28 protein-coding genes are annotated in these 24,390 nt (G+C 64.0%); 13 read left to right on the top strand and 15 right to left on the bottom strand.

Features of this window, described 5'->3' with window-relative positions:
- Nucleotides 1-35: 35 nt before the first annotated feature.
- Together ACE3QM_RS02110 and ACE3QM_RS02115 are read left to right on the top strand one after the other, a co-directional pair.
- Nucleotides 36-1,352 carry an MFS transporter gene (locus tag ACE3QM_RS02110; RefSeq protein ID WP_374419869.1) on the top strand — a complete coding sequence of 439 codons (1,317 nt, stop codon included), beginning with the start codon at nt 36-38 and terminating at the stop codon, nt 1,350-1,352.
- Nucleotides 1,353-1,360: 8 nt separating this feature from the next.
- Complete coding sequence (locus ACE3QM_RS02115) at nt 1,361-1,930, top strand: hypothetical protein (protein ID WP_374419871.1); 570 nt, start codon at nt 1,361-1,363, stop codon at nt 1,928-1,930.
- A 139-nt stretch (nt 1,931-2,069) separates the two neighbouring features.
- Here the strand turns inward: ACE3QM_RS02115 and ACE3QM_RS02120 are convergent, their stop codons facing one another.
- A complete protein-coding gene (locus tag ACE3QM_RS02120; protein WP_048411797.1) occupies nt 2,070-3,221 on the bottom strand; it encodes an HD-GYP domain-containing protein in 1,152 nt (383 codons plus the stop codon).
- Between the two features lie 173 nt (nt 3,222-3,394).
- On the opposite strand from ACE3QM_RS02120, the gene ACE3QM_RS02125 reads away from it, so the two are divergent.
- Complete coding sequence (locus ACE3QM_RS02125; protein WP_374419873.1) at nt 3,395-4,240, top strand: dienelactone hydrolase family protein; 846 nt, start codon at nt 3,395-3,397, stop codon at nt 4,238-4,240.
- Between the two features lie 7 nt (nt 4,241-4,247).
- Here ACE3QM_RS02125 and ACE3QM_RS02130 read toward each other — a convergent pair whose 3' ends face one another.
- Nucleotides 4,248-5,354 carry an HD-GYP domain-containing protein gene (locus tag ACE3QM_RS02130; protein WP_231464347.1) on the bottom strand — a complete coding sequence of 369 codons (1,107 nt, stop codon included), beginning with the start codon at nt 5,352-5,354 and terminating at the stop codon, nt 4,248-4,250.
- Nucleotides 5,355-5,507: 153 nt separating this feature from the next.
- On the opposite strand from ACE3QM_RS02130, the gene ACE3QM_RS02135 reads away from it, so the two are divergent.
- The 4 genes from ACE3QM_RS02135 to ACE3QM_RS02150 all read left to right on the top strand — a co-directional run bounded on the left by ACE3QM_RS02135 (nt 5,508) and on the right by ACE3QM_RS02150 (nt 7,996).
- Nucleotides 5,508-6,095 (top strand): HD family hydrolase, encoded by a 588-nt coding sequence (locus tag ACE3QM_RS02135; RefSeq protein ID WP_374419876.1) that lies wholly within the window; start codon nt 5,508-5,510, stop codon nt 6,093-6,095.
- A gap of 239 nt (nt 6,096-6,334) precedes the next feature.
- Nucleotides 6,335-6,538 (top strand): cold-shock protein, encoded by a 204-nt coding sequence (locus tag ACE3QM_RS02140; protein WP_019101682.1) that lies wholly within the window; start codon nt 6,335-6,337, stop codon nt 6,536-6,538.
- A gap of 81 nt (nt 6,539-6,619) precedes the next feature.
- On the top strand, nt 6,620-7,180 hold the full coding sequence (locus ACE3QM_RS02145) for a DUF1415 domain-containing protein (RefSeq protein ID WP_048411801.1): 561 nt from the start codon (nt 6,620-6,622) through the stop codon (nt 7,178-7,180).
- Between the two features lie 81 nt (nt 7,181-7,261).
- The gene (locus ACE3QM_RS02150) at nt 7,262-7,996 is read left to right on the top strand and encodes a hypothetical protein (RefSeq protein WP_374419879.1); all 735 of its coding nucleotides are present in this window, start codon (nt 7,262-7,264) and stop codon (nt 7,994-7,996) included.
- A 10-nt stretch (nt 7,997-8,006) separates the two neighbouring features.
- Here ACE3QM_RS02150 and ACE3QM_RS02155 read toward each other — a convergent pair whose 3' ends face one another.
- The 3 genes from ACE3QM_RS02155 to ACE3QM_RS02165 form a co-directional block, all read right to left on the bottom strand.
- A complete protein-coding gene (locus tag ACE3QM_RS02155) occupies nt 8,007-8,582 on the bottom strand; it encodes a lysophospholipid acyltransferase family protein (protein WP_048411803.1) in 576 nt (191 codons plus the stop codon).
- A gap of 194 nt (nt 8,583-8,776) precedes the next feature.
- The gene (locus tag ACE3QM_RS02160; protein WP_374419881.1) at nt 8,777-9,403 is read right to left on the bottom strand and encodes a helix-turn-helix transcriptional regulator; all 627 of its coding nucleotides are present in this window, start codon (nt 9,401-9,403) and stop codon (nt 8,777-8,779) included.
- Nucleotides 9,404-9,414: 11 nt separating this feature from the next.
- Nucleotides 9,415-10,635 (bottom strand): MFS transporter, encoded by a 1,221-nt coding sequence (locus ACE3QM_RS02165; protein WP_231464341.1) that lies wholly within the window; start codon nt 10,633-10,635, stop codon nt 9,415-9,417.
- Nucleotides 10,636-10,851: 216 nt separating this feature from the next.
- Between ACE3QM_RS02165 and ACE3QM_RS02170 the strand changes: the two genes are divergently transcribed.
- From ACE3QM_RS02170 to msrB, 4 genes are all read left to right on the top strand, one after another.
- Nucleotides 10,852-11,079, top strand: a complete 228-nt coding sequence (locus ACE3QM_RS02170; protein WP_048411806.1) for a glycine zipper 2TM domain-containing protein — start codon at nt 10,852-10,854, stop codon at nt 11,077-11,079.
- A gap of 96 nt (nt 11,080-11,175) precedes the next feature.
- A complete protein-coding gene (locus ACE3QM_RS02175) occupies nt 11,176-12,543 on the top strand; it encodes a deoxyguanosinetriphosphate triphosphohydrolase (RefSeq protein ID WP_374419884.1) in 1,368 nt (455 codons plus the stop codon).
- Between the two features lie 47 nt (nt 12,544-12,590).
- Entirely contained in the window at nt 12,591-13,232 is a 642-nt protein-coding gene (locus tag ACE3QM_RS02180) for a histidine phosphatase family protein (protein WP_231464335.1), read from the top strand.
- Between the two features lie 70 nt (nt 13,233-13,302).
- Complete coding sequence (gene msrB / locus ACE3QM_RS02185) at nt 13,303-13,695, top strand: peptide-methionine (R)-S-oxide reductase MsrB (RefSeq protein WP_374419887.1); 393 nt, start codon at nt 13,303-13,305, stop codon at nt 13,693-13,695.
- 81 nt (nt 13,696-13,776) lie between these two features.
- Here msrB and ACE3QM_RS02190 read toward each other — a convergent pair whose 3' ends face one another.
- Nucleotides 13,777-14,376: a GDP-mannose pyrophosphatase gene (locus tag ACE3QM_RS02190; RefSeq protein WP_374419889.1), complete on the bottom strand. Its 600-nt coding sequence runs from the start codon at nt 14,374-14,376 to the stop codon at nt 13,777-13,779.
- 78 nt (nt 14,377-14,454) lie between these two features.
- Between ACE3QM_RS02190 and ACE3QM_RS02195 the strand changes: the two genes are divergently transcribed.
- Nucleotides 14,455-15,210 carry a DeoR/GlpR family DNA-binding transcription regulator gene (locus ACE3QM_RS02195; protein WP_374419891.1) on the top strand — a complete coding sequence of 252 codons (756 nt, stop codon included), beginning with the start codon at nt 14,455-14,457 and terminating at the stop codon, nt 15,208-15,210.
- A 297-nt stretch (nt 15,211-15,507) separates the two neighbouring features.
- On the opposite strand, the gene ACE3QM_RS02200 is transcribed toward ACE3QM_RS02195, so the two are convergent.
- From ACE3QM_RS02200 to ACE3QM_RS02215, 4 genes are all read right to left on the bottom strand, one after another.
- On the bottom strand, nt 15,508-16,350 hold the full coding sequence (locus ACE3QM_RS02200; protein ID WP_374419893.1) for a PhzF family phenazine biosynthesis protein: 843 nt from the start codon (nt 16,348-16,350) through the stop codon (nt 15,508-15,510).
- A gap of 63 nt (nt 16,351-16,413) precedes the next feature.
- Nucleotides 16,414-17,340, bottom strand: a complete 927-nt coding sequence (locus ACE3QM_RS02205) for an NAD-dependent epimerase/dehydratase family protein (protein ID WP_374419895.1) — start codon at nt 17,338-17,340, stop codon at nt 16,414-16,416.
- A gap of 60 nt (nt 17,341-17,400) precedes the next feature.
- On the bottom strand, nt 17,401-17,814 hold the full coding sequence (locus tag ACE3QM_RS02210) for a MerR family transcriptional regulator (RefSeq protein ID WP_374419897.1): 414 nt from the start codon (nt 17,812-17,814) through the stop codon (nt 17,401-17,403).
- The gene (locus ACE3QM_RS02215) at nt 17,801-18,526 is read right to left on the bottom strand and encodes a type 1 glutamine amidotransferase domain-containing protein (protein WP_374419900.1); all 726 of its coding nucleotides are present in this window, start codon (nt 18,524-18,526) and stop codon (nt 17,801-17,803) included. The genes ACE3QM_RS02210 and ACE3QM_RS02215 overlap by 14 nt, the downstream gene beginning before the upstream one ends.
- On the opposite strand from ACE3QM_RS02215, the gene ACE3QM_RS02220 reads away from it, so the two are divergent.
- A complete protein-coding gene (locus ACE3QM_RS02220) occupies nt 18,525-18,656 on the top strand; it encodes a hypothetical protein (RefSeq protein WP_269326086.1) in 132 nt (43 codons plus the stop codon). The genes ACE3QM_RS02215 and ACE3QM_RS02220 overlap by 2 nt on opposite strands.
- A 374-nt stretch (nt 18,657-19,030) precedes the next feature.
- Here ACE3QM_RS02220 and ACE3QM_RS02225 read toward each other — a convergent pair whose 3' ends face one another.
- The 5 genes from ACE3QM_RS02225 to hflX form a co-directional block, all read right to left on the bottom strand.
- Nucleotides 19,031-20,698: an ABC-F family ATP-binding cassette domain-containing protein gene (locus tag ACE3QM_RS02225; protein WP_048410911.1), complete on the bottom strand. Its 1,668-nt coding sequence runs from the start codon at nt 20,696-20,698 to the stop codon at nt 19,031-19,033.
- Between the two features lie 179 nt (nt 20,699-20,877).
- Nucleotides 20,878-21,897 carry a hypothetical protein gene (locus tag ACE3QM_RS02230; RefSeq protein ID WP_374419902.1) on the bottom strand — a complete coding sequence of 340 codons (1,020 nt, stop codon included), beginning with the start codon at nt 21,895-21,897 and terminating at the stop codon, nt 20,878-20,880.
- A complete protein-coding gene (locus ACE3QM_RS02235) occupies nt 21,890-22,300 on the bottom strand; it encodes a hypothetical protein (protein WP_053074474.1) in 411 nt (136 codons plus the stop codon). Before ACE3QM_RS02235 ends, ACE3QM_RS02230 begins: the two co-directional genes overlap by 8 nt.
- 38 nt (nt 22,301-22,338) lie before the next feature.
- Entirely contained in the window at nt 22,339-22,770 is a 432-nt protein-coding gene (locus ACE3QM_RS02240; protein ID WP_374419904.1) for a hypothetical protein, read from the bottom strand.
- 220 nt (nt 22,771-22,990) lie between these two features.
- Complete coding sequence (hflX, locus tag ACE3QM_RS02245; protein ID WP_231462759.1) at nt 22,991-24,379, bottom strand: GTPase HflX; 1,389 nt, start codon at nt 24,377-24,379, stop codon at nt 22,991-22,993.
- Between the last annotated feature and the right edge of the window lie 11 nt (nt 24,380-24,390).

The following is a 24,390-nucleotide window of genomic DNA, read 5'->3' on the forward strand; positions in this document are numbered from 1 at the left end:
CTTGACGGCATCCCACCCTCAAGCGAAAACGCCGCATGGCTTCCGACACCGTCAAGACTTCCGTCCTGCGCAAGACCTATCTGCGCATTCTCCTGCCGCTGTTCATCGCCTCGGTGCTGGCCTTTCTTGACCGGGTCAACGTCAGTTACGCAGCCCTGACCATGAACGCCGACCTCGGCTTCGACGCCAAGGTCTACGGCCTGGCCGCCGGCATCTTCTTCGCCGGCTACGTCCTGTTCGAAGTGCCGGGCGCGATTCTGGCCGAACGCTGGAGCCCCAGCCGCTGGATCGCCCGCATCCTGTTCTCCTGGGGCGCGGTCAGCATGCTGCTGGGCCTGGTGCAGAACGAATGGCAGTTCTATGTCCTGCGCTTCTTGCTGGGCGTGTGCGAGGCCAGCTTCTACCCGGTGATCTACGCCTCGGTGATTCCGCGCTGGTTCGTCGCGGAAACCCGGGCCCGAGCCATCTCCATCACCTTGAGCTCGCTGCTGGTTTCCGCCATCGTCGGCGCGCCGCTGGCCGGCTGGATGGTGGGCCTGCAACCCTTAGGTCTCAAGGGCTGGCAAAGCCTGTTCCTGTTTGAGGGCGGCGTCACCGTGCTCTACGGCTGCGCCGTCCTGCTGTGGCTGCAAGACGACCCGGCCAAAGCCCGCTGGCTGAGCATGGAGGAAAAGCGCTATCTGCTCGATACGCTAAAGACGGAGCAAGCCGCCACGCGTCTACAACAACCGGCCAGCTTGCGCCAGGCGCTGGCGCAGCCGGCGGTGCTGCGGCTGTGTCTGATCTACTTTCTATGGATCACCGGCTTCTGGGGCTTCAGCTTCTGGATGCCCACGGTGATCAAGAACGCCTCCGGCTGGTCGCCGCTGGCCATCGGCCTCGCCTCCGCCGTGCCTATGCTGGCGGCGCTGGCCGCCATGCTGTGGCTGGGCCATTCCTCCTCGCGGCGCGCGGAAAAGCGCTGGCATGTGGCGCTGCCGCTCCTGCTTGCCGCCGCCGGTTTCCTGCTTGGCGCGCTGAGCGACAATATCGTCGTTGCGCTGCTCTCCGTCACCATCGTCGCCATCGGCGTCTACAGCCCGATGGGCGTGTGGTGGTCCATCCCCACCACCTTTCTCACCGGCACGCTGGCCGCCGGCGCCATCGGTCTGATCAACTCGGCGGGCAATATCGGCGGCTTCATCGGCCCTTACGCGCTGGGCCTGATCGAGGCCGCCACCGGCAGCCATACCCTGGCCTATTTCTGGCTCAGCGGCTCGCTGCTGCTCAGCGCGCTCCTAGTGCTGGGCTTGAAACCGCCAGCGCGAACAGCGGACAATCCAACTCAAACCGCCGCTTCCGGCGGCCGATAGGACGCACCATGCTGAAACAAACCCTCGCCATCGCCCTCTGCGCGCTATTGCTCACCGGCTGCGCCAGCATGGCCGACCGCCTGCGCGGCTCGCTGGAACCGCCGGCGGAACGCGGCCACGCCATCCTGTCGCTGACCGGCAAATCCGCCAACCCGGACAGCGCGATGCTGGGCCTGAACATCGCCAACGCCTCCGGCCGCATCGTGGCCGCCGACAGCGCCAGCCTGCTGACCGACACCGTGTTCGGCGAACTAGGCAAGTCCATGGCCGAGGGCAAATTGCTGCTGTTCACGCTGGAGCCGGGTCAGTACCGGGTGGAACAAGTGTGGGCCAATTGGCTGGAAGACGGCGCTTGGGGCGTCAGCCGCAAGATGCGCAGTTTCCGCCTGGCAGCGCCGTTCGAGGTGAAACGCGGCGAGGCGGTCTACTTGGGCAATGTGAATGTGGAAATGAGCTTTTTGCCGGAAGCACAACTGCGCAATGAAACCGAGCGCGATCTCGCGCATATCCGCCGCATCTGGAAGATCAAGGATGTCTCCGGCATCCAGCTGCGGCCGCTGGGGCAAACACGGCCCTGAGCGTCTGTTAGAAATATCGGAACCGGCTCAAAACCCGGCATGGCCGCCGACAAAGCGAAAGGCTCATACCGGGTATGAGCCTTTCGAAACCACTACGCCTCTCTACCCGCCGCAGACCACGAACCGGAGCTGAACCCGCTCACTTCTGCCACAGCTTGGCCAGATAGGCCGGCTTCACCGTCGCGGCCGCTAGCGGCACGGCTTCCAGCACCCGGTAGGCGTTCTGCCGGGTGTCGCGCAATAGCGCGTCGGCGTAGGGCGCGCCATCCAGCTTGCGCAAGGCCGCCACCCGCGGCGCATTGGCCCGGTCGCTGCGATGGGTGACCACGCCGATCTCATTGCTGGCCAGCTTGACGAAGCTGCCCGGCGGATACACGCCCAGCTCCTTGATCAACAAGGCCGCGTGCTGAGGATCGAAATCGCCCAGCTCGCCACGGTACAAGCTGCCTATCACTAGCGCCGGCAGCGCCGGTTGCGGCTGATGTATGCAGGAACACAACACATCCACCATGTGCAGCAAGGCCGCGTCCGGGTGAATCTCCTCGTCGCGCAGGCCCTGCGGGTAGCCATCGCCGCCGCGCTGCTCCTGATGGGTTTGCACCAATAGATGCCAATGCTCGTCCACCACCCCGGCCTCGCGCAGAATGGCGGAACCGACGATGGGATGGGCGTATAAATCGTCGCGCTGCGCCGCGTCCGGCGGCGTTTGCTGCCGCGATAGCTGATTCAACAGGCCGGTGATCGCCAGATTCATGCTCAAGGCCGCGCCCACCACCGCCTGCAAGCGCGCCTCCTCCATGCCCAGCCGCCGCCCCAGCACCGCCATGATGGCGGCCACGTGCACGCTGTGGGCGCTGCCGATATCGCGGTAGGGCGTCAGCAGCACGCTGGCCAGCACGCCGTCCGGCTGCTTGCTGGCCAGGCGGATCAGGGAGGCGGCCATGTCGGCCAGCCGGCCGGCCAACCCCGGCACCGCCAGGCCGTGCAATAACAGGCCCTCGGCGCGCCGGGTCTGGAAGCCCAGCTCCATGATGGGATTGGGCTGCACCTGCGCCGCAGCTTCTTTCTCGCGCTGCGCCGCGCGCTCCAGTTGTTCGCGTTCCAGCCGCGCGGCCACTTCCTCGCTATCGCCGTGGGCAATCGATACCAGCCGCTCGCGCTGCTCCGGCGTCAGCACGTAATGCCCCTTCTTCAACAGCAGCAGGCCGTTCTTGGCGTAAACATCCACCGGCAGTTGCCCGCCGATGCGCAGGAAGCTGGTAGGCAGCTTCACCTTGGTGGAGTCCGGCATAATCTATATAAGTTTCGTTAAGTCATGCTTCAACAGCTGTGAATAATGCCGCATTCCCTCCGCGGCTGGAAGCCCCGGCGACCTTTCCCGCACGCCGGCTTGCCTCCGCATACCAATGACATTAATCTGTGCACTCCTACTCCTCCCCGTACACCAAGCCGGAGAATTCGCTTATGACCAGCAATCGACCCATCGACGCCTCGCGCAGGGACTTTCTGAACAGCGCGGTGGGCGTGGGCTTCGCATTGGCGGTGCAACCCATTGCCGCCAGCGCCATCATCACCGACGGCGCCGGCCTCAGCGCCGGCGCGGTGGAAATCCCGACCGGACCGGCCACCATGCCCGGCTACACCGCCAAACCGGCCGCCGCCAGCGGGCCGTTGCCGGTGGTGCTGGTGGTGCAGGAAATCTTCGGCGTGCATGAACACATCCGCGATCTGTGCCGCCGCCTGGCCAAGGCCGGCTACCTGGCGGTGGCGCCGGAACTGTATTTCCGTCAGGGCGACCCCAGCAAGGTCGCCAGCATCAGCGAACTGGTCAGCGGCCTGGTCAGCAAAGTGCCTGACAGCCAGGTACTGGCCGATCTCGACGCCACGCTGGCCTGGGCCGGCGGCAACGGCGGCGACGCCAAGCGCGCTGCCATCACCGGCTTTTGCTGGGGCGGCCGCCAAGTGTGGCTGTACGCCGCGCACAACCCCAGGATCAAGGCCGGCGTCGCCTGGTACGGCCGGCTGCAAGGCGAGGCCAGCGCCAACACCCCGCGTCAGCCGCTGGACATCGTCGCCCAGCTGCACGCGCCGGTGCTCGGTCTCTACGGCGGCCTGGACAAGGGCATCCCGCTGGAATCGGTGGACAAGATGAAGGCCGCCTTGCGCGCCGCCGGCAAACCGTCCGAAATCGTGGTTTACCCGGAAGCGGACCACGGCTTCAACGCCGACTACCGCCCCTCTTACAACGCCGCCGCCGCCAACGACGGCTGGCAGCGCATGTTGCAGTGGTTCAAGCAACACGGCGCCTGACACCGGCTCATCCTCCCGCCGGCCGCCTGGCGCACGCCGCCAGCCGCAGGCGGATCACCTGGTTGAAACGCGCCAGCCACAGCGGGTCGAACTGCCGCTCGGAGGCGTTGATCTCGGCGATGGCGCGCATCATCGAATGGCGCAAACCACGGTGGGCGTGCTTCAAGGTCACCGCCTCGAACGCGTCCACCAGCGCCAGGATGCGCGCGCCGTCGCAGATTTCGGCGCCGCGCAGGCCCAGCGGATAGCCGCGGCCGTCCGGCATTTCATGATGCTGGGCCACCATGCGCGCCGCGCCGGCCCAGGCCGGCATCCGCTCCAGCAGCCCGGCCGCCCAACCTGGATGCTCCGCCATCTGGCGACGCTCCAGCTCGCTCATCCGCCCGTTCTTGAGCCAAAACGACTCCGGCAGCAGCATCATGCCGATGTCGTGCATATAAACGGCGGCTTCCAATTGGTCATCATCCACCACCCCCGGCGCCTGGCGGCTGGCCTCCAGCGCCAGCGCCAGATTGCGTTCGGTACGGCCCAGGAACTGCGGCAAGCGCTGTTCGAACTGCACCGCCAGCAGCCGGAAAAAGGCCAAATCGCCGCGGCTGGCCAGCAAGGCGGCGTCCACCGGCGCTTCCGGCGCCATCGCGTGCAAGGGTATGCCGGTGATCTGCTCCACCAGTTGGCGGCAATGCTGCAACAATTCGCCAACCGGGGACTCGACCGTGCCGTTCAGCGCGTGCAATAGCAAGGGCAGCTGCAGATCATCCAGCAACTCGTGGTTTTCCAACGCCTCCAGCGCCAAGCCCAGCCGGTCCATCACCAGCAGCATCACATCGCCTATCGAATCTTCATAAGCCACCTCGCCGCTGCGCAAGCGCTCCAGCAAGCTCTCCAGCGCATGCACGAAAGGCACCACGAAGCGCACCTGGCACATGCTGGCATCGCCCTTGATGCTATGCAGCAGACGGAACAGCTGATCGATCTGAGCGGCATCGGTATCGCCGAAGCCCAGCTGGCACACCAGGTGCTCGACCTGCGGTGCGTAATCGCTCATCACTTCCATAAAGTCATGGAACGCTTCCGGTTCCACGATTTCCAACGACAGCTCCTGCTTGCCCATGCCTCCCCCCGTTTTCAACCGCCGTCATTCCCAGTATATGCAGCATGCGGCAAAGCGTGCGACGACACCCTTCTCAAAGCGCCGTCCGCCGCGCATAATTTGCGCCCCGGCGCCTCGCCAAGCCTCTCTTTCCCCATCCCCATGCCAAACTCAATGGACACGCTGCAGCAGCATATCGCCTTCATCATCGAAGTGGACAAGCTCAAGACCGTGCTGCGCAAAACCAAGACCGCCCACGCCGACCGCTACGAAAACTCCGCGGAACACAGCTGGCAGATCGCCTTGTTCGCGCTCAATCTGCGCGACTTCGCCGCCGAGCCGGTGGACATCGACAAGGTGGTGCGCATGTTGTTAATTCATGACCTGGGGGAAATCGACACCGGCGACACCCTGGTCTACGCCGAAGGCGGCGCCGCCGAGCGCGAAGCCGAGGAACTGGCGGCGATGCGCCGCATCCTGGGCCTGCTGCCTCAGCCCATGTCCGGGCAACTGCTGGCGCTGTGGCAGGAGTTCGAGGCGCGCAAGAGTCCGGAAGCCCGTTTCGCCCGCGCGATAGACCGGCTGATGCCCATCCTGCTGAACCTACGATCCGGCGGCCAGAGCTGGCGCGAGAACGGCGTCAGCAAAGAAAAGGTGCTGGCGATGGCGGTTGGAAAAGTGGAGGACGGCTGTCCGCTGGCCGCGAACTGGCTGCGCGCGGAATTGGAGCGCGCGGAGCAGGCCGGTTATTTCGGCGCCTGAGCGTCTTGCCGCAAAAACCGGCACAAAGGCCAGGGCTTCTGAAAAAACCGCAGAAAAACCCTGACAGCCATGCAGAAAACGCTTGCCATGTCCCGGAACTATAGGCACTATTCCTGCCGCAGGATGCTCAAGTTGTGGATGTGTTGTTGTCGTAGTGGCATTAAGTCCGTACCTCAGTCGCCATTTCCCTTGAACTTCGTGCCTTTTATTTCAACTGCTCGTTTTGAGGAATAAACAAAATGGCAACCGGTACCGTTAAGTGGTTCAACGACTCCAAAGGTTTTGGCTTTATCACCCCGGATGAAGGCGGCGACGACGTGTTCGCTCACTTCTCCCAGATCAATGCCAAAGGCTTCCGCACCCTGGCCGAAAACCAGCGCGTTAGCTTTGACGTCGTAGACGGCCCGAAAGGCAAACAAGCCTCCAACATCCAGCCCATCTAATCCTCGCGATTAGTACAGCTTGATGAAAACCCGGCCTCGCGCCGGGTTTTTTGCATTCACGCCCCAACGCAAGGACTCCCCATGCCCGCCCTCGACGACCACGAAGCCATCATCGCCACCACCAAGGAATGGCTGGAAAAAGCGGTGATCGGACTGAATCTGTGTCCATTCGCCAAAAGCGTCTACGTGAAGCAGCAAGTGCGCTACGTGGTCAGCGACGCCAGCCGGCCGGACCAACTGGCGCAAGAACTGGCCACCGAACTGCAATTGCTGGCCGACACCGATCCGAGCGAAATCGACACCACCTTGCTGATCCACCCGCGCGCGCTGCAACGCTTCCTGGATTTCAACGACTTCCTCGATATCGCCGACGCCATCGTCGAGGACATGGGCCTGGACGGCGAACTGCAAGTGGCCAGCTTCCACCCCAAGTTCCAGTTCGAGGGCAGCGGCGTCAACGATATCGAGAACTACACCAACCGCGCGCCCTACCCCACGCTGCACCTGCTGCGCGAAGCCAGCATCGGCCGCGCGGTGGAGGCCTTCCCGCAGGCGGAAGCGATTTACGAAAAGAATATCGAGACTCTGCAACAGCTGGGCCTGGACGGCTGGAAAGCGCTGTTCGCGAACAAGACACCGTAAGCACAAACTCGCCGCGCATTGCCAAGCGCGCCGCGCGCATGGTACACCAACGGGCATCCAACCCTTGGAGTTCAGCCGCCCATGTCGCTCAGGCCCCTGCTGCCGCTCGCCGCGCTATTGTTGAGCGCCTGCGCTTACACCCCGGTGCAGAAACCCGTCGCCGGCGATGATTTCCGCGGCAACGAACTGGGACAAAGCAGCGCCAACCGCATGGCCAACCTGGCCATGCGCGACAATCTGGCCAGCCTGCAAACCCTGCTGGAAAAACTGTACAAGCGCAATCCCAAAGAATGGCGCAAGGCCGGCGCCGCCGACTATCCGTCGGCGCTGCGCCAGGTCATGGCCGCCATCCGCAACAACGCGCCGCTGCCGGCGTTGCGCGGACAGCGCTCCATCGCCGCGATGAGCACCGCCTTCGACCCCGGCTTCGGCGGCGACCGCGCCGGCGCGCTGATCTACGGCATAGGCTCGATGCTGGTGGACGCCTACGGCGGCCGCACCGAGCTGTTCCTGGTGCATGGGCTGGACGCGCAGCAACTGGCCAACGCCTCGCACAATCTGGAAGTGGCCGCCTGGATGCTGAACAACCGCCAAATCAGCGGCGCCCCGGTGCTGCTGTCCAATGAAATCGGCAGCGTGCGCAATCTGTCCTTCGAGCGCGAGTTCGGCAAGATGATGGCCAGACTGGACCTGCTGGCGGAACTGAGCGACGAGAAGCTGCGCCGCAGCGCCATCGATTTCGGCCAATCGCTGATCGCCGGCCCCTTCCTGCAATTCCTGCCGGTCAGCGCCGCCGCCCAGGCGGCGGCTCCGTGAAGCGCCGGACTCAGCCTCGGCGCGGGTGCTTGCCTATCTTGTCGCTATAGAACGCGCGGATGCGCGGCATATCGGCATCGATATCGCCGCTGGGCTGGAACATCGGGCCAAAGCCCGCCTCCTTGCGACTGTAATCCAGATAGGCCAGCGCCACCGGCACGCCGGCGCCGCAGGCAATGTGATAAAAGCCGGTTTTCCACTCGTCCACCGCCTTGCGGGTGCCCTCGGGCGGAATCGCCACCACCAGGCGGCTGGAACGCTGGTACACCTCCACCATCTGCTGCACCAGGGAGTTGTTCTGATGCCGCTTGACCGGAATGCCGCCCAGCCAGCGCATCAGCGGGCCCATCGGGCCGGCGAACAGCGTGTGCTTGCCCATCCAGTAAATCTTGGCCCGCGAGGCGAAGCACAAGGCCAGCGTCAGCGGGAAATCCCAGTTGCTGGTATGCGGCGCGCCGATCAGCACGTATTTGTCCAGCTTGGGGAATTCCCCCCGTAGCTTCCAGCCGCTCAATTTGAGCAGCACGATGGATAGCCAGCGGAACAAGGGCCGGATCACAGGCGTGTCGAAAATGGTGAAGTGCATGAGGGTCCTGAGCAAGGGCCTTGCCGCAGGACGGGAGAGCAACAGTATAGACATGGCGCCGCCCAGCGTCGGGCAAGCGCCAACCACGTGGAAAAACGCCGGAATGTACCTGATAAAACCATCCGGGTAAATCTGTATTGCGAAATACAATCAGGCCACGCAAGCCCATGAATTCAAACGGCAAGCGCGCCGGCTCAGTTCGGCAATGGCACGATGCGGTACACGCAGCGCCGCCCGCCGTCGGCCAGCGCGTGCTCGACGCGCTCCACCGCCGCCGCCGGCCCCAGCACACGCTCAAACAGCGCCAGTTCCGAGCGGCACAAACCCTGGCACTGCCGCGCCGCCGCGCAGATCGGACAATGATTCTCCAATAGCAGCCAGCCGGCGCCGTCCGGCTGCAATTCCGCCATATAGCCTTCCTGGCTGCGTATCCGCGCCAGCGCGTCCAGCCGCTGCGGCAGATCCTCCGCGCCGGACATCGCCCGAAGGTAATCCGCTTCCGACTGCTCTTCGCGGCGCTGAATCAGACGCTCCAGCCCGGCCTCGCCGAATACCGCCCGCACCTGCTCCAGTAATTGCAGCGTCAAGTCCGAGTGGCGGTCGGGAAAACGGCCATGACCGCGCTCGCTCAAACGCCAGAGCTGAACCGGCCTGCCCACGCCCTGGGCCTGGGTTTCCGTCTCCGCCAGCCCCTTCTCCTCCAAGGCCTGCAACTGCTTGCGCGCGCCCATGCTGGTCAGCCCCAGCTCCGCCGCCAGCGCCTGCGCCGTCAGCGCCCCGCGCGTTTTCAGCAGATACAGCGCCCGATCCGCGCTATTCATGCCCGCTCCCGTCACGCTTGCGCCGCATCGCGTATCACCCCCTGCAAACTGACGGCGGCCACCGCGCAGGTCAGCGCGCCCAAGACCAGCACCAGGCGGGTATCCAGAATGGTCAGCACGCTGCCCAGCAAGGCCACCAGCACATTGGCCACGCAGAAAATCGTGGTCAGCAAACCCATCACGCTGCCCTGCCCCAGGCTGGCGAAACGCTCGGAGCACCAGCTGGGCAGGATGGCGTTGTAAATCGCCAGCGGCACGCCCAGCGCCACGATCAGGCCGACGCCGGTCCACGGCAGCTCCGCCAGCAGGCTCAGCGCCAACAAGCCCAGCGCCACCCAGCCGGCATTGAGCCGCGCCAGTTCCAATGGCGCCCGCTGATGCCCAAGCTTGCCCAGCAAGGCGCTGGCCGAGGTCATCAGCACGCACATCGCCGCGGTCACCAGCGCGATGCCGCGACTGTCCAGCCGCGCGTACTCCACCAGCCACAAGGGGTAGAACTCGTAAAACGCGTTGACCCCGATGGCGAACGCCAGCTGCATCCAGAACAAGCGCGCCAGCAGCGGGTCCGCCGCCAAGAGCCGGAAGGAGTGCTGGCCGCGCATCACCTGCAGCAAGGACTGGTCCTGATGCATGCGCTCGCCGGTTTCCGGCAGGAAGGCCAGCAACACCAACAGGCACAGCAACATCGCGCCGGCCGCCAGCAGGAAGGGCACCGCCTCGCCCAGCGGCAAAGTCAGTCCGCCGATCAGCGGCCCCACCAGCCAGCCGGTGTACAGCACCGCATTGAGGATGGCGAAGGAGCGCGCGCGATCAAGCTGCGGATGCAGATCCGCGACAATGGCCCGCGCCACCGCCACATTGCCCTCGGTCAGCCCGGTGACGAAGCGCGCCATCACGAACAGCAAATACCAACGGCTCCACAGCGCATACGCCGTCAGCAGATAGCCGGCGAAGGTCAGCAGCAAGGTGCCGGTCAGCACCCGCCGCCGTCCCAGCCGGTCCGACAAGGCGCCGATCAAGGTGCTGCCCAACAAGATGCCCAGCGGGTTGGCCGCCAATGCCAGGCCCAGCAGCAGCTTGGGCGGCAGGCCCAGGAAATGGTTGAAACCGTCCGGCGCGGAATCCACGAAGATGGGCGCTAGAATGGGATAAGGCATGGCCACGCCGGCCGTGCTCATCAGCGCCACCAGACAGACTGTCAGCAGAATCAGTTTTGGATGGGAAACATTCATGACGCATACCAATTGCACGATGGCCCATGCTAAACCGGCCCCGGCAATAAGTAAACAAAATGGTTTATTTAAATTTTCTTCCCCGCGGACAAACATCAATACAGCATATGGAATGCTGTACGTATGGTTACGAAATGGCGTGCAAAAAAAGGAACCAGATGGCATTCCCGGCGTCTCAAACAGCACAAGACCTACTTTATGTTTTTGGAGACTCTCATGACATCGATTACCAGCAAGCCCGCCTTTAAAGCGATTGCCGCCAGCCTGCTCGCCGTCAGCCTATTGTCCGGCTGCGCCAATATGTCCAAGCGTCAGCAAAACACCGCCATCGGCGCGGCCGCCGGCGCCGTGCTCGGCTCCGTGCTCACCGGCGGCGACGCCATCGGCACCGTGGGCGGCGCGGCGGTGGGCGGCGTGATCGGCCACCAGACCGGCAAACGCTGAAACCCAGCCTGATTTCACCGAGCCAGCCTTGCGCTGGCTCTTTTGTTTTGTGCGCCGCGCCCATATCATCAAAGCACTAGCATCACGGGCCACGCCATGACTTCCACCGCACGCATGAATTGGGAACGACTCCTCTCCACCAAACGCTTCAAGGTCATCCAGGGCCAAGTCAAGGAGACCCGCACCCCGGCCACCGAGGAAGGCAGCCCCGGACTGCGCACCGATTTCCACATCGACCACGACCGCGTGGTGTTCTCCAGCGCCTTCCGCCGGCTGGGACGCAAGACCCAGGTCCACCCGCTGGCGCGCCACGATCACACCCACAACCGCCTGACCCACAGCGTGGAAGTGGCCAGCGTGGGCCGCAGCCTGGGCAACCGCGTCGGCATGATGATGCAGCACGCCCGCCTGCTGCCGGACAACTACACTCCGCACGACATCGGCTCCGTGGTGCAAGTGGCCTGCCTGGCTCACGACATCGGCAATCCGCCATTTGGCCACACCGGCGAATACGCGCTGCGCGACTGGTTCCGCGCCGAGCGCAACGCCCACTGGCTGCACGGCCTGGCGCCGGAGGAAATCCGCGACGTGCAGACCTACGAAGGCAACGCCCACGGCCTGCGCATGCTGGCCACGCTGGAGATGTACACCGGCGAAGGCGGCATGCGCCTCACCGCCGCCGCGCTGGGCGCGCTGATCAAATACCCGTGGACATCGGACGCCGAAGCCGCCCAGGCGCGCGACAAATTCAATATCTACCGCACCGAGCTGCCCTATTTCCAGCGCGTGGCCGCGGAGCTGGGCCTGCTGCCCAAGGGCGTGATGCAATGGAGCCGCCACCCGCTGTCCTACCTGATGGAAGCCGCCGACGACATCTGCTACGCCATCCTGGATCTGGAGGACGCGGTGGAAATCGGCATCCTGGACTTCAAGGAATTCGAAACCCTGTTCTCCGGCTTCACCGAATACGAACGCATCTGGGACATGCAGGATGTGCGGCAGAAATGCGGCACCCTGCGCGGCATCGCCATCGGCCGCTGCGTCAGCGAAGTGGCGGAGAAATTCATGCTGCACCACGACAGCCTGCTGCGCGGCGAATTCCCGGCCAAGGACTTGATCAATCTATGCGGCTCGCAGGTGCAGGACGCGCTGATTCACGCCAAGGAACTGGCCAGCACCCGCGTCTACCGCCACCGCACCAAGCTGGTGACCGAACTCGCCTCCTACCCATGCATGGCCGGCATCCTGGACGCGCTGATCCCCGCCGCCCACGCTTACATCAGCAAGGGCGCCGAGCGCCTGAGCCCGCGCGAACACCTGGCCATGGGCTTGCTGGAACAGCATATCCGCGGTGACGACAGCCTGTATCAGGCCTATATGAAAGTATTGGACTTCGTCGGCGGCATGACCGACAACTACGCCGCCAACCTGGCGCGCGACATTTCCGGCGTGGGCATTCTGTAACTCCGCCCCGCCGTATTTTCGGCAGTTAAAAAAACAGAAAGACAGGAATGCAGCACACCACCCGTTTTTGCATCGTCCGCCATGGCGAAACCGACTGGAACCGCGAATATCGATTGCAAGGCCACACCGACATCCCCCTCAACCCCACCGGCCAGGAACAGGCGGCCAGCCTGGGCCGCGCGCTATGGCCGGGGCGTTACGCCTTCGACGCGCTCTACGTCAGCGACCTAACCCGCACCCGCCAGACCGCCGCGCCGCTGCAAGCCGGCCTGGGCCTGGCGCCCACCTACAGCGCCGCGCTGCGCGAGCGCCACATGGGCGTGTTCCAGGGCCTAACCTATGCCGAGGCGGAACAGAGCATCCGCGACGACTATCTGCAACTCAAATCCCGCGATCCGGACTACGACCTCAAGGGCGGGGAAAGCCTCAATGTCTTCATGCGCCGCATCGGCGACGGCTTCACCGACATCGCTCGCCGCCACCTGGGCCAGACCCTGCTGGTGGTCACCCACGGCGGCGTGCTGGAAATGATGTATCGGCTGGCCACCGGCAAACCGATGTCCGAAGCCCGCGACTTCCCCATCCCCAACGCGGCCTTGAACTGGCTGAGCTATTGCGATGGACACTGGCGCGTGGACCAATGGGCCGACGAATCCCACCTGGCCGCCGCGCTGGACGAAATCCAGTAAACACGGCAGCCGCTGTAAGCCGCGGCTGCGCCTGGCGACTCACTGCCAAGCGCCCATCACGGAGAACCTCATGAGCACCCGCAAAACCGATCAAGAATGGCAAGGGCAGCTGACGCCGGAACAATATCGCGTCACCCGCCAGGCCGGCACCGAACGCCCGTTCAGCGGCGAACACTATACCCGCACCGAGAACGGCGACTATCACTGCGTCTGCTGCGGCACCCTGCTGTTCCACAGCGATAGCAAGTACGACCCCGGCTGCGGCTGGCCCAGCTTCTGGGCCGAAGCCGCCGGCGCGCGCATCGCCCGCATCGTCGACCACTCCCACGGCATGACTCGGGTCGAAGTGCGCTGCTCGGAATGCGACGCCCACCTGGGCCACGTCTTCCCGGACGGCCCCGAACCCAGCGGCGAGCGCTACTGCATCAACTCGGTGGCGCTGACGTTCACGCCCAAGGTTTGAGCAGTAGTGTTGTAGCCAATGCGAGCCGGATCGCCGTTGGTTCAACTGCGCTATGGCCCGCAATCAAAACCCGTTGCGGCTTCATGCTTGGCGTCCCTCCGTGATTTCGCTTAATGCCAGGTGCTGTAAGAGCATGATCGTCTTGCCGTCGACGATCTCGCCGCTTTTGACCAAACGCAAAGCGGTCCGCAGCGGCATTTCGAGCACCTCAAGATCCTCGCCCTCGTCTTCGATGCCGCCGCCATCGCTTACGCGCATGGACGCGTCGTAGTCCCCCAGATAGAAATAGAGCTTCTCGGTCACTGACCCCGGACTCATGTAAGCCTCAAATACCTTGCGGATATTGCTCACGCGGTACCCAGTCTCCTCTTCCGCCTCTAGGCGTATGCGCTCTTCCGGCGTGGCGTTGTCGAGCAAGCCCGCGGCCGCCTCGATCAACATGCCATCGTGTCCGTTGACGAACACCGGCATCCGAAACTGGCGCGTGAGCACGACATTTCCCGTGCGCCGGCAATGCAACAGGATGGTTGCGCCGTTGCCGCGATCGTATGTTTCCCTGCTTTGACGCTGCCACCTGCCGTCTCGGCGCAGAAAATCGAACGTCACCTTCTTCAGCGTGTACCAATTGTCGGAGAGTACGGTGGACTCGACGATGCGAACCCGGTCTTTCGTTGCAGCCATGGCGCCTCCAGTCGACAGCTAATAGCGGTGATGGTATCGTGCACATTCGTGCAACATCAAGATATTTCGTGCAAACATATGCTAACGACACAACGTAAGAAAGCCATCCTGGACGCGCTTGCTCGCGATGGCCAAGTGCTCGCCGGCGAGTTGAGCGTGGAGTTCGGCGTATCGGAAGACACGATTCGCCGGGACTTGCGTGAACTCGCTTCGGAGGGGTTATTGCAACGCGTTCACGGCGGCGCGTTGCCCGTTTCTCCTGCGCTCGCACCGTTCGAGCGGCGCCGGGACATTGAATCGGCCGCCAAGCAAAGGATTGCACGGCAAGCGGCCGCGATGATCGCCCCCGGGCAGACAGCGATCATTGATGGCGGCACCACGTCGGCATTGCTGGTCAAGGCACTGCCCGCTGATCTGCGGGCGACGATCGTCACGCATAGCCCAAGCGTCGCCACGGCGCTCGCCGAGCATCCTTCGGTCGAAGTCATTCTGATAGGTGGACGGCTGTACAAACATTCGATCGTCGCCGTCGGCGCCGCCGCGATCGAGGGCATCTCGCGCATCCATGCGGATTGGTACTTCATGGGCGTGACCGGTGTTCACCCCACGGCGGGTCTGAGCACCGGAGATTTTGAGGAAGCCGCGATCAAGCGCGCGCTCGCTGCGCGCGCGGCGGAGACGGTCGTGCTGGCGTCGTCGTCGAAACTCAATGCGGCGTCGCCTTTCGTCATCGGTGAGATCACGCTCGCACAAACCATCGTCGTCGAGAAGGACGCCGACCGGGAATTGATGAGACAGATCGAAATAGCGGGGGTGACGGTCGTGCGTGCATAGTGCTGCGGCAAGAGCCTGTTGCTGATCTCGCAAGCTCGGACAAGGCCAGGCGAAAACCGCTGAGAGAGCGGAATGAGCAAGTGGCACATGAACATTTCGAAGCTGTTTTCAACGCCGTATCGCCGCAGCGCAGCAGACTTTGAACAGGTTCTAAGAGCCGCTAACAAAACCTCGCAGAGAACCTGAGCCAAGGCGTGCCGACGCAGGCAGTACAAGTAGTACGACAAGGAGGCACAACGCAGGATCAGGGGTTTTGTTAGCGGGTCTAAGAACGCCACGAAGGCCCGCAGGCTTGGCCTACAACATCAGCCGGCCTTCAATGCAGGTCACCGCATTGCCGCCTATCCACACCTCATTGCCCACCTGCTCCACCTCGATGCACCCGGCGCGCCCCATGCTCAGCCCCTGGCTGACGCGGTAGCGCGCCGGCGCCAGTCCGGCCCCCAGCAGCCACTGGGCAATGCCGGCGTTCAGGCTGCCGGTGGCCGGGTCTTCGGGCATGCCGTCGCCGGAGATGAAGGCCCGCACCTCGAACTGGGCGTCGCTATCATCGTGCCGCGGGTCGCAGCGGGCGATCACCCCCACCGCCAGCCCGCTCAGCGCCGGATAGTCCGGTTGCAGCTCCAGCACCTGCTGACGCTTGGCCAGCATCACCGCCAGCCAGCCGGCGCCGTTGTCGACCCACTGGGCGGCGATGATCGCCTCGGGCGCCAGGCGCAGGCCCAGGCGCACCCGCTCCAGCAGCTCCTCATCCACCGGACCGGAGCGCAGCAGGGGCGGCGCCAGGAAAGCCAACTGCCTCCCCTGGCGGCGGATCCGCACCAGCCCCACCGCGCATTCCTGAATGATCTCCTCCCCCTGTGGCACGCCGCCGGACTCCAGCCAGGCGTGGCAACTGCCCAGGGTTGGATGACCGGCGAACAGCAGTTCGTGCAGGGTGGTGAAGATACGCAGACGGTAGTCCGCCCGCGGGTCCCTGGGCTGGAGAATAAAGGTGGTCTCGCTGAGGTTGGTCCAGTTGGCGAAGGTCGCCATCTGCCGCTCATCGAGCCCGTCGGCGTCGAACACGACAGCAACCGGGTTGCCCTTGAGGGGCGTGGAACTGAAGACATCGACCTGCTTGAAGCCCAGGGCGCTCATGGAATGTCCTGTTGGTATTTTACTGGGACGGCTAGTCTACGCCCAAACCCGCCTCATCACCCATCAAGCCAACTCGGCCCGAATCAAACGGATGCCTTCTTGGTAGCTGGTCACCGGGAAATCGGGGAAGCGGCGTTTGAATTTGCTGGAATCGAACAGATTGTCGCTTGCATAGCGGGGCAACAATTCCCGGATCTCTCTGGCCGGCTTGGAAAACAGGCCGACGGCGGTCAACGTCCATTTGCCGATCAGCGCGTAAGCAGCCTCGCTGCCGAACGCCTCGCACGCCATGGTGGCGAGTTGCCCGTAGGTCGGCCGGTCTTCGCAGCAGGGCAAGTGCCAGGTCTGGCCAAATGCGTCCGGCGTGTTGCCCAGCGCCGCCAGCGCCCGGCTCGCGTCCGGCGTCCAGATCAGGGTTCTTCTGGTGTCGTCGCGCAGCGGCACGCGCGGCCTGCGGCCCTGCTTGAGCGGGTCGAACAGCAGCGCGTTGGTGATGCTTTGCGTATTGCCCGGCCCGTAGAACTCGGGGGCCCGCCCGATGAGCACGGGAATCTCGCCGCGCGCCATCTCCTGCAACACCATGGCGGCCATCGCCGCCCTGACCCTGCCTTTGCGGCCCATCGGCGCGAAAGGCGTTTCCTCCGTCAGGATTCTGTCGTCCTGCGGATACATATAGGTGTTGTCGAAATAGGCGAACTTGGCGCCCTCCGCCCGGCACGCGTCCAGCGCGTTTTTCAACATCAGCGGGAACTGCGTCTCCCACAGCTTGCTGTCCGGCGGCAGCCCGGCGGTGAAATAGACCAGATCGCTGCCCCTGACCGCCTCGCGCGTCTGCCCGGCATCCAGCAAGTTTGCGGGCAGCAGCGCATCGCTGGCGTTGACTTTACGCGGATTGCGGCTGACCAGCCGCAAATCGCTGCGGTAGTTATCGTGCAGCTCGCGGGCGAGTTCCACCGCGATCTGGCCATTGGCTCCAAGTATGGTTTGCATATGCTTCGTGGGGTCTTGAGTAGGGAATGAGGTGCGTGGATTCAGCGGCCGGGCCGCGCGCTATTTGTCGACGGCAAGGCCCAGGCTAGCCATCACCCGCGCGGCATTGAGCTTGCAGTCCATGCCTTCCGGCTTGGACTCGATCAGCTGAACCAGGGATTGGATCTGCGCCTTGCTGTGCGCCAGGCGCGCCTCCAGCGCTTCGATATCCGCCACCTTGCGCTGGAGGATGGCGATCAGCTCATCATGCCGCCAGGACGAAACATCCGCCGGCAGCAGGCGCTTGATTTCCTCCAGCGAAAAACCGGCCTGCTGGGCATCGCCGATGATGGTCAGCAAGATCACCGCTTCCGGCGGGTAATCCCGGTAGCCGTTCGCCTGCCGGCTGGCGATCCTCAGCAAGCCCTTGGCTTCATAGAAGCGAATCGCCGACGCCGCCATGCCGGCGCGCTTGGCCAGTTCACCGATTTTCATGCGCGTCCTGACCCAGGCCAGGCTGACCGTCAGCTTGCCGCGAGTGTGCCGCCGGCAAGGCGGCCAGCAAGGCCCGCGCCACTTCCTTGCTGGAGCCGGGGTTCTGGCCGGTGACGATACGGCCATCGGTCAACACGAAGCTGCCGAAGGGCAGCCATGACTTTTCGTAGCGCGCGCCTCGGGCTTCCATCTCGCTCTGCAGCCAATAGGGCACTTGGTCCTTGACCCCGGACAGCGTTTCTTCGAGATTGGAAAATCCGGTCACGCGGCGGCCTGCAATCAATGGCCTGCCGTCGTCCGCCTCAAGCTCCAGCAGCCCGGCCGCGCCATGGCAGACCGAGGCCACAATGCCGCCATGACGATAGATGCTTTCCGCCGCTCGCTTGAGCGCCTGATTGTCGCGGAAGTCCCATATCGTGCCGTGGCCTCCGGTGTAGAAGATGGCCAGGTAGGCATCCGGGTCGATGTCCGCCGCCGCTCTTGTCGCTTGCAGCCGCGCCATGAAGACCGGGTCGCGCAGGCGCGCTTTCGCCGCGGCGTCGGCATGGGGCCAGCCCAGGCTGCGAGGGTCCAGCGGCACCGCGCCGCCCTTGGGGCTGACGAAATCCACCGCGTAGCCGGCGGCCGTCAGCACATCGTAGACATGGGTCAACTCGGCGAGCCACAGCCCGGTGCCATCGTTTCTGTCCGGATAACGGTCGTGGCTGGTCATGACCAACAGCACCTTGCCAAGGCGGGCGGCTGACGCCGGCGCCGATTCGGCCGCGGCGGTTTTCATCATCAATGGCGACATGGCGAATAAGGCAAATCTCTTGAAAGTCAGCATGGGCGACACCCTGTGAAGAATAGAACATTCCGCCATGCCTTCCGCCTAGAGCCTGTTCAATGTCTCGCGAGCAAGGGCGAGACAAGGCGAAAACAGGCTCTTAGGCTGGTGATGGCAAGCGCCATGCTAAGCTTCAAGTTCGCTTCAATGTCAACCACGGATTTTCCGGCCGCAACGCCGGCGCGGCGGCCAAACAAAAAGGCAGCGCCGCCGTTCCGGCGACACTGCCCTTGATGATCACCGCCAGAACCCAGTCGGCTTAGAAGCTGTTTACGATCTGCTGCGCGTCGGCGATACGGCGTTGAAAACAACTTCGAAATGCTCATGTACCACGAGTATTCGGCTTTTTCGCTCGTTTCCGCCTTGGCTCGCGAGATCGTAAACAGGTTCTTAGCGCTTGCCGGCCGCCTCTTCGCGCCGGCGCTTGGCTTCTTCCAGCAAATACACCTGGTAGTCGTCCAGATCGCCGTCAAAGTCGCTGACGCCGCCGCGCGACACCAGCCAGAACTCGTCGCAGACCGCGCGCAACAGCGCGCGATCGTGGCTGACCAGCATCACCGAACCCTCGAACTCGTTCAGCGCCACGCTCAGCGCCTCGCGCGTGGCCAGGTCCAGGTGGTTGGTCGGTTCGTCCAGCAGCAATAGATTGGGGCGCAGCCAGACTATCATGCACAGCACCAGCCGCGCCTTCTCGCCACCGCTCATGCTGCCCACCGCCTGCTTGACCATGTCGCCGCTGAAATTGAAGGTGCCCAGGAAGTTGCGCAGGCCCTGCTCGCGGCAATCGTTGGCCGGCGGACGCAGCTGCGCCGGCGTTTCGCGCGCCAGGCGCAGCATATGCTGCAGCGGATCGTCTTCCGGCCGCAGCACGTCCAGCTCCTGCTGCGAGAAGTAACCGATGTTCAAGCCCTTGCCGCGGATGATCTCGCCGCCGGTGGCCGCCAGCGCCTCGGCCACCGTTTTCACCAGCGTGGACTTGCCCTGGCCGTTGGCGCCCAGGATGCCGATGCGCTGCCCGGCCAGCACCGAGCGGTTCACGCCCTTGACGATCACGGTGGGCGGCGCGCCTTCCGCCGCCCCCTCCGCCGCCGGATAGCCGAAGGAAGCCTGTGACATGGTCAGCATCGGGTTGGGCAGGCTGCTCGGCTCCTTGAAGCCGAACTGGAAGTCGGCTTCGGTCAGCACCGGCGCGATCTTCTCCATCCGTTCCAGCGCCTTGACGCGGCTTTGCGCCTGCTTGGCCTTGCTGGCCTTGGCCTTGAAGCGGTCGATGAACTTTTGCAGGTGCGCCATCTTCTCCTGCTGCTTGGCCAGCACCGCCTGCTGCAGAATCAACTGTTCCGCGCGCATGTCCTCGAACTTGCTGTAATTGCCGCCGTAGCGCACCAGCTTGCCGTGATCGATGTGCAGGGTGACATCGGTCACCGCGTCCAGGAATTCACGGTCATGGCTGATCACCACCATGGTGCCGGCGTACTGCTTGAGCCAGGCCTCCAGCCACACCAGCGCGTCCAGGTCCAGGTGGTTGGTCGGCTCGTCCAGCAGCAACAGGTCGGATGGGCACATCAGCGCGCGCGCCAGTTGCAAACGCATGCGCCAGCCGCCGGAGAAGCTGTTCACCGGCCGCTGCAGCTCGGCCACGCTGAAGCCCAGGCCCAGGATCAGCGCCTGCGCCCGCGCCGGCGCATCATGCTCGCCGGCGTCGTTCAACGCGGTATAGGCATGCGCCATGCGCATATAGTCCTCGCCCGCCTCGGCTTCGGCCACTTCGCGCCGCGCCGCCAGCAGGACGGTATCGCCCTCCACCACGAACTCGGTGGCGGTCTGCGAAGTCTCGGGCATGTCCTGCGCCACTTGCGCCATTCGCCATTGGCTGGGGATGGAGAAATCGCCGCCGTCTTCATGCAGATTGCCGTTCAATACCGCGAACAGCGAGGACTTGCCCGCGCCGTTGCGCCCTACCAGGCCCACTTTTTCACCGGGATTGATATTGACTGTTGCGCCGTCCAGCAAGACTTTGGTGCCACGACGCAGCACCACGTTTTTCAGAATGATCATTGGGAATTGCGGTATTACGAAATTTTAGAAAACAGGAAACCACGGTCCGCGACTATTCGCGGCCCGGCGGAATATCATGCGTGCGCCACGCCCGCGGCCCAGAACATGCCGGGGATTATACGCAGATGCGGGCTTCACTGGCGGAACGCTTGTCGCGTGACAAGGACCCGCTTGGCCGCTCACGCCTCAAGCGGGTTCAAGGGCAGCAAGCCGCGGCGCTCGTCGAAGCGATAGCGCCTGAAGCGGTCCTGGAAGTCGTTGCCGCCGGCCACCCGGGCAAACGACTGACCATCGATGGCCACAGACTTGATATAGTACCTCTCGTGCGGCGGCTTGCTGTCGTCCATCGCCGCGCTCCAGGCCATGTCGCCCAACACGATCAGCGCATCCACCGAGGAATCGACGAATTTATAAAGCCTGGGGGCCTGACCCTCGCAATACGCCAGCGCCTGCGGCGCGTTACCGGCGAAGATATTGCAGTGCCACAGGATATTGCCGTCGGTGTAGTAGCTGTCGCTCAGCGCCCGCATGGAGCGGGGCTGGGCTCCTTCCAGCACATAGCTGAGCGCCGGGCTGAATTCCATTCTTTGACCACCAGCTGCCTCCGCATCGTCCACCATGATGGTTTTCCCGGCCACATCGGCGTAGACCTGAACGCCATCGGTATACAAGCAGCCTATCCTGGCCGGGTGCTCAGGGCTGGCGTTGGCAATGGCGTCGATGGCGGCCAGCGCGCGCAGTATCTCGCGGTCCAGCCAGCGGCCCTGGCTGTCCGGCGCGCCCAGCAGCGGCATGGCCTGCAACCACTCGCGGAACCAGGCCGGATCGCCGGCATCGCCCGGCCCCGCTTCGGACCAGTCGACAATGGCGTCCGCAACCGCACCAGGCTTGCCCGCCTTGCCGCGGCAAGAGACAAGCTCCTGCCACAATCGCTTCAGGAAGCTCGCGTCATCGCGGCTCTGCCGGCTGGAGCCATCCCGCAGACAGGCGGCGAACTGCAGGGTCTTGTCTGTGCGCTGGTAGCGGCACAATAGCGCATTCCCGGCGACGGGGTCGCAGCACTGCGCCAGGTAATCGGCCAAGGCGTCGAGCACGCTGCAAACCGCTAGGCCATCGATAGCCACCGGCCGGGCCAGCCACTTGTTGAATCCCTGGTTGGACAAGGGGATCTCAGCATAAAACACCAGGGCCTCAGACATCGGCAACCTCCTCATCCGCGCCGTCCATATAGACCGAGCACTCCTGGAACAGCAGATGGGACAAGGCAAGCTCCAGCGAGAAAGCGCCGCTGGCCTGCTTCAGGCGCAATGTTTCTCCGTCCACCTCCAGTTGCAGCGCGCAATAACCCGCCTCGCGCCAGTTGGAGATCCGGATGTCGGCGTCGGCGTGGGCGAACAGCTTGATCACGATGGTATTGTAGTCCCGCCCCCACTGGCCCCATTTCCGGACCTCCATCGCCGGCCGCTGCCGGGTATGCAACTTGAAACTCAACCGCCCGCCCACGTCCAGGCTGATTTGCCCCAAGAACAAGGGCTGTTCCAGGCCGGAGGGAAACAAGTCCAACAAGAATGTGTTGCGGGCGATCCGATTCAATAAATCCATTGCAGCCTCAAGAGGATTGCGGCCGGAAGCCGGCGCGTTCAGCCAAGCTCGAAATCGCCGATGATGTCGGCCAGCCGCGCCTGGCGCAGTTGCGCGTCGTAGCCGGTGCACAGCACCGCCAGCTGGTGATCGTGGCTGTTCACCAGATAATGGCGATAACGGCCGGCATCCTGGCCTTCATGCGTCCACGCCCGCACCGCTTGCAAGTGCGCGCGCAGCCAATCCGACTCCAGCACTTGGTAGAGGGACGAGCCGAATTCCAGCTCGTCCGGGATCAGCGGCGCGCTGTGGCGCTCAACCTTGACCGCGAGCACCCCGTAGAAACGCACGCAGCCCAACACGCCCGGCGCGATGTCGGCATCGTCATCCCAACAATCGAACACCGCCATGGCCTGATCCCGCTGATGCAGGGTCACGACATGGCATTGCGGGTTTTGCCGGAACGGCAGTTCGACTTCGACAATCCTCACATCCGCCTCTCGCTCGCGTGAAATGAAAAAGGCCCGGGCTCGGGACCTGTTTACGATCTCGCGAGCTAGAGCGAGACAAGGCGGAAACGAGCGAAGAGCGAAATGTACACCTGGTACATGAGCATTTTGAGCTTGGTTTCAACGCCCATCTCTATCCATCCCGCCGACGCGCAGCAGATCGTAAACAGGTTCTCAGAGCCCAGGCCCGGTGCGCCCTGGTTCAGACTTCCCAGTATTCCTTTTCCCGGCCCTGAGAGCCGGGGTTCAACTGCTCGCGCAAGCTGCGCAGCTTCTCCGGCTCGCCGCGCACGCGGAACCAGCTGCCCTCTTCCTCCGCGCGTTCTTCCAGCACCTGGCAATGGCTGTAGATCTCGCCGCGCAGTTGCTGCGCCGACCACGGCAGCAGCAGCTCGCCCTCCTCCAGATCGCGCTGGAAAAAGGCGACGATCTGCGCGCGCAGCTCGGCCACTTCCTCGGGACGGCGCGCGCTCATCACCACGCAGTCCGGATAGCGCTGCCGCAACTCGGCGGTCCAAGCCGCCTGCGCGGCCGCGTCGCCGACATGGTCTATCTTGTTGAATACCCGGATGCGCGGCACGTCGTCGGCGCCGATTTCCTGCAGCACCTCATCGGTCACTTCCAGCTGGCGCTGGAAGCCCGGATCGCTGGCGTCGATCACGTGCAGCAGCAAGGCCGCGTCCAGCGCCTCTTCCAGCGTGGACTTGAACGAAGCCACCAGGCCGTGAGGCAGGTTCTTGATGAAACCGACGGTATCGCTGACCAGCACCCGCGGCACGCTTTCCGGGTAGATCGCGCGCACCGTGGTGTCCAGGGTGGCGAACAATTTATTCGCCACCAGCACCTCGCTGCCGGTCAAGGCGCGCATCAGCGTGGACTTGCCGGCATTGGTGTAGCCCACCAGCGACACCCCGCCCAGGCCCTGCCCCTGGCGCTCAAGCCGGCGCGCGCGCTGGGTCTTGCGTTCCAGCTCCATCGCAACGATTTCGCGCTGCAGCTCGGCGATGCGGTCGCGCACCTTGCGCCGGTCCAGCTCGGTATGCGATTCGCCGGCGCCGCGTCCGCCCATGCCGCTGCGCTGCCGGCCTTGCGGGCCGGCCAGCTTGGCCGCCTCGCGCAAGCGCGGCGCCATATAACCCAAACGCGCGATTTCCACCTGGGCCCGCGCCGCGCGCGAGCGCGCGTTGCGGTGGAAGATCTCTAGGATCACCATGGTGCGGTCCATCACCTCGCAGCCGACCGCCAACTCCAGATTGCGCGCTTGCGACGGCGAGATTTCGTGGTCCACCAACAGGGCGTCGATCTCCACCGTGCCGGCATCCAGAACCGGCGGCGCGTCATCCAGTTCGTCATTGCGCAGGCCGCGATTGACGAACATGCTGATTTCCTCCAGCTTGCCCACGCCCATATAGGCGGTGCGGTCGAAGCTGTTACGCTTTTGCACAAAGGTCCCCACCACTTGGAAGCCCAGGGTCTTGGCCAGCTCGCTCAATTCGGTGAGCGAGGCCTCGAACTCGATATCGCTGACATCGGGCAATTGCACCGAGGCCACCAGGGCATAGCGGGGTTTCTCTTTGACTTCTGTTTGCATGTGCGTATGAC

The organism is Chromobacterium sp., from assembly GCF_041912965.1.
GTDB lineage: Bacteria > Pseudomonadota > Gammaproteobacteria > Burkholderiales > Chromobacteriaceae > Chromobacterium > Chromobacterium aquaticum.

What these genes read in the sequence shown, in the direction of transcription:
- ACE3QM_RS02110 (WP_374419869.1), top strand. Translation starts at nt 36, where the DNA reads ATGGCTTCCGACACCGTCAAGACTTCCGTCCTGCGCAAGACCTATCTG.
- ACE3QM_RS02115 (WP_374419871.1), top strand. Translation starts at nt 1,361, where the DNA reads ATGCTGAAACAAACCCTCGCCATCGCCCTCTGCGCGCTATTGCTCACC.
- ACE3QM_RS02120 (WP_048411797.1), bottom strand. Translation starts at nt 3,221, where the DNA reads ATGCCGGACTCCACCAAGGTGAAGCTGCCTACCAGCTTCCTGCGCATC.
- ACE3QM_RS02125 (WP_374419873.1), top strand. Translation starts at nt 3,395, where the DNA reads ATGACCAGCAATCGACCCATCGACGCCTCGCGCAGGGACTTTCTGAAC.
- ACE3QM_RS02130 (WP_231464347.1), bottom strand. Translation starts at nt 5,354, where the DNA reads ATGGGCAAGCAGGAGCTGTCGTTGGAAATCGTGGAACCGGAAGCGTTC.
- ACE3QM_RS02135 (WP_374419876.1), top strand. Translation starts at nt 5,508, where the DNA reads ATGGACACGCTGCAGCAGCATATCGCCTTCATCATCGAAGTGGACAAG.
- ACE3QM_RS02140 (WP_019101682.1), top strand. Translation starts at nt 6,335, where the DNA reads ATGGCAACCGGTACCGTTAAGTGGTTCAACGACTCCAAAGGTTTTGGC.
- ACE3QM_RS02145 (WP_048411801.1), top strand. Translation starts at nt 6,620, where the DNA reads ATGCCCGCCCTCGACGACCACGAAGCCATCATCGCCACCACCAAGGAA.
- ACE3QM_RS02150 (WP_374419879.1), top strand. Translation starts at nt 7,262, where the DNA reads ATGTCGCTCAGGCCCCTGCTGCCGCTCGCCGCGCTATTGTTGAGCGCC.
- ACE3QM_RS02155 (WP_048411803.1), bottom strand. Translation starts at nt 8,582, where the DNA reads ATGCACTTCACCATTTTCGACACGCCTGTGATCCGGCCCTTGTTCCGC.
- ACE3QM_RS02160 (WP_374419881.1), bottom strand. Translation starts at nt 9,403, where the DNA reads ATGAATAGCGCGGATCGGGCGCTGTATCTGCTGAAAACGCGCGGGGCG.
- ACE3QM_RS02165 (WP_231464341.1), bottom strand. Translation starts at nt 10,635, where the DNA reads ATGAATGTTTCCCATCCAAAACTGATTCTGCTGACAGTCTGTCTGGTG.
- ACE3QM_RS02170 (WP_048411806.1), top strand. Translation starts at nt 10,852, where the DNA reads ATGACATCGATTACCAGCAAGCCCGCCTTTAAAGCGATTGCCGCCAGC.
- ACE3QM_RS02175 (WP_374419884.1), top strand. Translation starts at nt 11,176, where the DNA reads ATGACTTCCACCGCACGCATGAATTGGGAACGACTCCTCTCCACCAAA.
- ACE3QM_RS02180 (WP_231464335.1), top strand. Translation starts at nt 12,591, where the DNA reads ATGCAGCACACCACCCGTTTTTGCATCGTCCGCCATGGCGAAACCGAC.
- msrB (WP_374419887.1), top strand. Translation starts at nt 13,303, where the DNA reads ATGAGCACCCGCAAAACCGATCAAGAATGGCAAGGGCAGCTGACGCCG.
- ACE3QM_RS02190 (WP_374419889.1), bottom strand. Translation starts at nt 14,376, where the DNA reads ATGGCTGCAACGAAAGACCGGGTTCGCATCGTCGAGTCCACCGTACTC.
- ACE3QM_RS02195 (WP_374419891.1), top strand. Translation starts at nt 14,455, where the DNA reads ATGCTAACGACACAACGTAAGAAAGCCATCCTGGACGCGCTTGCTCGC.
- ACE3QM_RS02200 (WP_374419893.1), bottom strand. Translation starts at nt 16,350, where the DNA reads ATGAGCGCCCTGGGCTTCAAGCAGGTCGATGTCTTCAGTTCCACGCCC.
- ACE3QM_RS02205 (WP_374419895.1), bottom strand. Translation starts at nt 17,340, where the DNA reads ATGCAAACCATACTTGGAGCCAATGGCCAGATCGCGGTGGAACTCGCC.
- ACE3QM_RS02210 (WP_374419897.1), bottom strand. Translation starts at nt 17,814, where the DNA reads ATGAAAATCGGTGAACTGGCCAAGCGCGCCGGCATGGCGGCGTCGGCG.
- ACE3QM_RS02220 (WP_269326086.1), top strand. Translation starts at nt 18,525, where the DNA reads ATGACCAACAGCACCTTGCCAAGGCGGGCGGCTGACGCCGGCGCCGAT.
- ACE3QM_RS02215 (WP_374419900.1), bottom strand. Translation starts at nt 18,526, where the DNA reads ATGACCAGCCACGACCGTTATCCGGACAGAAACGATGGCACCGGGCTG.
- ACE3QM_RS02225 (WP_048410911.1), bottom strand. Translation starts at nt 20,698, where the DNA reads ATGATCATTCTGAAAAACGTGGTGCTGCGTCGTGGCACCAAAGTCTTG.
- ACE3QM_RS02230 (WP_374419902.1), bottom strand. Translation starts at nt 21,897, where the DNA reads ATGTCTGAGGCCCTGGTGTTTTATGCTGAGATCCCCTTGTCCAACCAG.
- ACE3QM_RS02235 (WP_053074474.1), bottom strand. Translation starts at nt 22,300, where the DNA reads ATGGATTTATTGAATCGGATCGCCCGCAACACATTCTTGTTGGACTTG.
- hflX (WP_231462759.1), bottom strand. Translation starts at nt 24,379, where the DNA reads ATGCAAACAGAAGTCAAAGAGAAACCCCGCTATGCCCTGGTGGCCTCG.